This window comes from Streptomyces graminilatus (genome assembly GCF_001418565.1).
GTDB lineage: Bacteria > Actinomycetota > Actinomycetes > Streptomycetales > Streptomycetaceae > Streptomyces > Streptomyces graminilatus.
In genome coordinates this window covers 1-3,992 of sequence record NZ_LIQQ01000494.1, presented here as the reverse complement: position 1 = coordinate 3,992, position 3,992 = coordinate 1, and the positions used below count along the sequence as shown (strand labels likewise).

General features: G+C 70.5%; 4 protein-coding genes and 1 pseudogene. 3 read left to right on the top strand and 2 right to left on the bottom strand.

What is annotated here, in order from left to right; genetic code table 11:
- Both AOK08_RS33795 and AOK08_RS33790 read right to left on the bottom strand, forming a co-directional pair.
- Window positions 1–772 (bottom strand): LacI family DNA-binding transcriptional regulator (locus AOK08_RS33795; protein ID WP_055533109.1); only part of this gene is annotated, 772 nt, incomplete at its 3' end.
- Between the two features lie 118 nt (window positions 773–890).
- A complete protein-coding gene (locus tag AOK08_RS33790) occupies window positions 891–1,703 on the bottom strand; it encodes a response regulator transcription factor (protein ID WP_055533107.1) in 813 nt (270 codons plus the stop codon).
- A gap of 363 nt (window positions 1,704–2,066) precedes the next feature.
- Between AOK08_RS33790 and AOK08_RS33785 the strand changes: the two genes are divergently transcribed.
- From AOK08_RS33785 to AOK08_RS33775, 3 genes and pseudogenes are all read left to right on the top strand, one after another.
- Entirely contained in the window at window positions 2,067–2,942 is an 876-nt protein-coding gene (locus tag AOK08_RS33785) for an alpha/beta hydrolase (RefSeq protein WP_055533105.1), read from the top strand.
- A gap of 77 nt (window positions 2,943–3,019) precedes the next feature.
- On the top strand, window positions 3,020–3,274 hold the full coding sequence (locus AOK08_RS33780) for a MoaD/ThiS family protein (protein WP_055533103.1): 255 nt from the start codon (window positions 3,020–3,022) through the stop codon (window positions 3,272–3,274).
- A gap of 10 nt (window positions 3,275–3,284) precedes the next feature.
- Window positions 3,285–3,992 (top strand): annotated as a pseudogene (locus AOK08_RS33775) (hypothetical protein); the annotation flags it as partial.

Sequence of the window (3,992 nt, the reverse complement as noted above, 5' to 3'; positions counted from 1 at the left end):
CGATCGCCTGGTCGTCGGTGGAGCAGAAGATGGCCGGGGGACGGCGGGCCGGGTCGGCGAGGATCTTCAGGGCGGCCTGGTAGGCGTCGTACCGGTTGTAGAGGGCCTCGTAGAGGCGGCCCTCCGTGGAGACACCGGCCTCGTCCATCGCGCGTCGCCAGCCCTGGACGTGGTCCGAGACGGGGTCGCCGACCTCGGGGGTCTCGGCGATGCCGCCCATACAGGCGACGTATTCGTAGCCGTGCTCCAGCAGGTGGCGTACGGCCAGGTGGGCGCCGCCGAGGTCGTCCGTGACGACGGCGACGTCGTCTATCGCCTCGGGGCGTTCGTGGAGGAGGACGACCCGGGCGTCCCAGGCCTCGATCTCCGCCGCCGCGTTGTCGTTCAGGGCGTGGCTGACGAGGATCAGCCCGGAGACCCGCATACCGAGGAAGGCCCGCAGATAGTGGACCTCGCGCTCGGCGATGTAGTCGGAGTTGCCGACCAGCACCATTTTTCCGCGCTCGGACGCGGCCTGTTCGACCGCGTGCGCCATCTCCCCGAAGAAGGGCTGGCGCGCGTCCGGCACGATCAGGCCTATGAGGTCCGTGCGCCGCGACGCCATCGCCTGGGCGACGCGGTCGGGCCGGTAGCTCAGTTCCTTGATCGCGGCGAGGACACGCTCGCGCGTGGCCGGGGCAACCGGCCGGGGTCCGTTGTTGATGACATAGCTGACGACGGCGGTGGAGGTACCCGCCAGCCGCGCCACATCATCCCTAGTCACCTTGGCCACGGGCGGAGTCTACGCGGATGGACCCGCTCTGGGCAGGGCGCGAGGCATTCGTCTCACCTGCCCGGAGCGCGGACCATGCCGTGCCCGGTCACCCGGCGGTCACGGTGACGACCGCAGGTCACGCCTCGGCGGTGACCTCGGACGACTCCGCGACGGCGTCCAGGGTCGCGGGATCGCCCGTACCGCTCGTGACGTCCGCGTTGTTCGCGAGGGCGGCGGCGGCGGCCTTGGCCTTCGCCTCCTCGCTTCCGCGCTCGCCCTTCTCCGGCGTGACGAAGCGGTAGCCGACGTTCCGGACGGTCCCGATCAGCGACTCGTGCTCGGGGCCGAGCTTCGCGCGCAGCCGCCGTACGTGCACGTCGACCGTGCGGGTGCCGCCGAAGTAGTCGTAGCCCCAGACCTCCTGGAGGAGCTGGGCGCGCGTGAAGACGCGGCCCGGGTGCTGGGCGAGGTACTTCAGGAGCTCGAACTCCTTGAAGGTCAGGTCGAGGACCCGGCCCTTGAGCTTCGCGCTGTACGTGGCCTCGTCGACCGACAGGTCACCGTTGCGGATCTCCATCGGGGAGTCGTCGTTGACGATCTGCTGGCGGCCCATGGCGAGCCGCAGCCGCGCCTCGACCTCGGCCGGACCCGCGGTGTCCAGCAGAACGTCGTCGATGCCCCAGTCGGCGGTGACGGCCGCGAGGCCGCCCTCGGTGACGACGAGGATGAGCGGACAGCCGGGCCCGGTGGAGCGCAGGAGCTGGCACAGGCTGCGCACCTGGGGCAGATCACGGCGGCCGTCGATCAGGATGACGTCGGCACCCGGGGTGTCGACGAGAGCGGGGCCCTCCGCCGGAGCCACGCGCACGCTGTGCAGCAGCAGGCCGAGGGCGGGAAGCACCTCCGTCGACGGCTGGAGGGCATTGGTCAGCAGGAGAAGTGAACTCATCGCGTCCCACCTGCCCGGATGGTCATGGCCATCGCCACTGCCATCTCCATACGGTCGTGCACGTTTCGCTCGCCCATAACGTCTGGTTCCTCCTCGGTCCCTGCGAGGACGTTTTCGGCACTGCATGTACTGCAGGTACTGCTTGTGCTGCTTGTACTGCATGTAGTGCTTTCCACTACTTGTACTGCCTGCGCTGCCGTACCGCTTCGGCGCCGAGGTGCCGCTGCGCTCTCCATACGTCGTACACCTGCGGTTTCCCGAAGCGTTTCGCCTCGTAATCCACTTCGTATACAGCGCTACCGAAAGCACAAAAGGACTCGGGGGCTGCGCTGCCCGAGTCCTCTGCCCAGCAGAATAGCCCACATGAGCACTGGTCCGGCAGGTCATGTGACGCGTTCCTTCGCCGTCCCGCCCTCTGGGACGGCCGTTCGCACCCCTCTGCGCAGGTTTCTGACCACCGACGACGGCGTGACGATCGATGCCGTATACGAGCCGGTGGGCGTTGTATACGACGCCTCGGCGCCACATTCCGATCATCTGGCGTTCGTCGTCGCCCACGGTTTCACGGGGGCCGCGGACCGGCCGCACGTTCGACGGGTGGCGGCGGCGTTCGCGCAGTACGGGGCCGTCGTGACGTTCTCCTTCCGGGGGCACGGGGCGTCGGCAGGGCGCTCGACGGTCGGCGACCGCGAGGTCCTCGATCTGGCCGCCGCGGTCGACTGGGCCCGCGAACTCGGGCACACCCGGGTGGTCACCGTCGGCTTCTCGATGGGCGGCTCGGTGGTCCTGCGGCACGCGGCGCTGTACGGATCGGAGGACGGATCGGAGCGCGGGGGGCGCACGGGGGCGGCGCCCGACGCGGTGGTTTCGGTGAGTGCGCCGGCCCGTTGGTACTACCGGGGTACGGCCCCCATGCGGCGCGTGCACTGGCTGGTGACCCGTCCCGAGGGCCGCCTGGTGAGCCGGTACGGACTCCGGACGCGGATCCACCACCGGGAGTGGGACCCCGTACCCCTGTCCCCGGTGGAGGCGGTGCCGCTGATCGCGCCGAGGCCGCTGCTGATCGTGCACGGCGACCGGGACGGCTACTTCCCGGTGGACCACCCGATGATGCTGGCGCGGGCGGCGGGCGACACGGGCGAACTGTGGCTGGAGCCGGGCATGGGCCACGCGGAACACGCGGCGGAGGACGAGCTGTTGCGCCGTATCGGGGACTGGGCGGTGTCGCGGGCGGGCTAGCCTGAACGTGTCACAGCCAACGTCACAATCAATGCCGCAGCCGATCTTCTGAGGAAGAGGAAGCAGAGAACAGGCAGATGCCAAAGGTCACGGTGCGCTACTGGGCCGCCGCGAAGGCCGCGGCCGGGACCGCCGAGGAGTCGTACGACGCGGCCACCCTCGCCGAGGCGCTCGACGGGGTCCGCGAGCGACACCCCGGCGAACTCGTCCGTGTCCTGCGCCGATGCTCGTTCCTCGTCGACGGTGACCCCGTGGGCACCCGCGAGCATGAGACGGTACGGCTGGCCGAGGGCGGCACGGTCGAGGTGCTCCCGCCGTTCGCAGGAGGGTGAGCGCAGCACGATGAGCGACCAGCAGAGTTATGGACAGCAGCAGCAGTACGGGGAGCAGTACCAGGGGTACAACCCGTATCAGCAGCCGCAACAGGCACAGGAGCCCGTCTGGCCGGGGCAGCAGCAGTCGGCGTCCGACACGCAGCAGTGGCAGGGCCAGACCTGGGAGACGCAGATGCAGGCCCCGGTGACGTCGGCTCCGGCCGCTCCGGCGCAGGAGACTCCCCACGTGCCCTCTCAGGGAACCGGTGGCGGCGCTGCCGGGTACGGGCCTGCCACGGTCGCGGGCAACGCGCGGATCACCGACGCGCAGCGGGCCCGACTGGAGGGACGCTCGCCGATCATCGAGCCGGGGATCCAGCCGGCTGCCCTCACGGCCGTACTCGGCCTCCTCCTCTCCGGTACGGCGGCCATCGGGTCGTACGCGCTGGTCGTGCCGCTCGTCATCCTCCAGGCGGTCACGGCGGCGGGCTGGTTCCGGCTGAACGGGATGTGGCCCGCGCGCCAGGGCATCGCCCTCGCCTTCCTGGGCGCGGTGACGGCGGACGTGGCGCTGCTGGCCGTGGGGCGCGAGAACGCGCCGGCCGCGATCCTCGGCACGCTCGGTGTCTGGGTCCTGCTGACCCTGGTCCTCCAGCTCCGGTCCCACGCGGACGCGGACACCCGGATGTCGGGCCTGATGGCGACGGTCGCCTCGGCGGCGCTGGCGATCATCGCG

Coding starts and splice junctions, on each gene's coding strand:
- AOK08_RS33785 (WP_055533105.1), top strand. CDS start 2,067: ATGAGCACTGGTCCGGCAGGTCATGTGACGCGTTCCTTCGCCGTCCCG.
- AOK08_RS33780 (WP_055533103.1), top strand. CDS start 3,020: ATGCCAAAGGTCACGGTGCGCTACTGGGCCGCCGCGAAGGCCGCGGCC.
- AOK08_RS33790 (WP_055533107.1), bottom strand. CDS start 1,703: ATGAGTTCACTTCTCCTGCTGACCAATGCCCTCCAGCCGTCGACGGAG.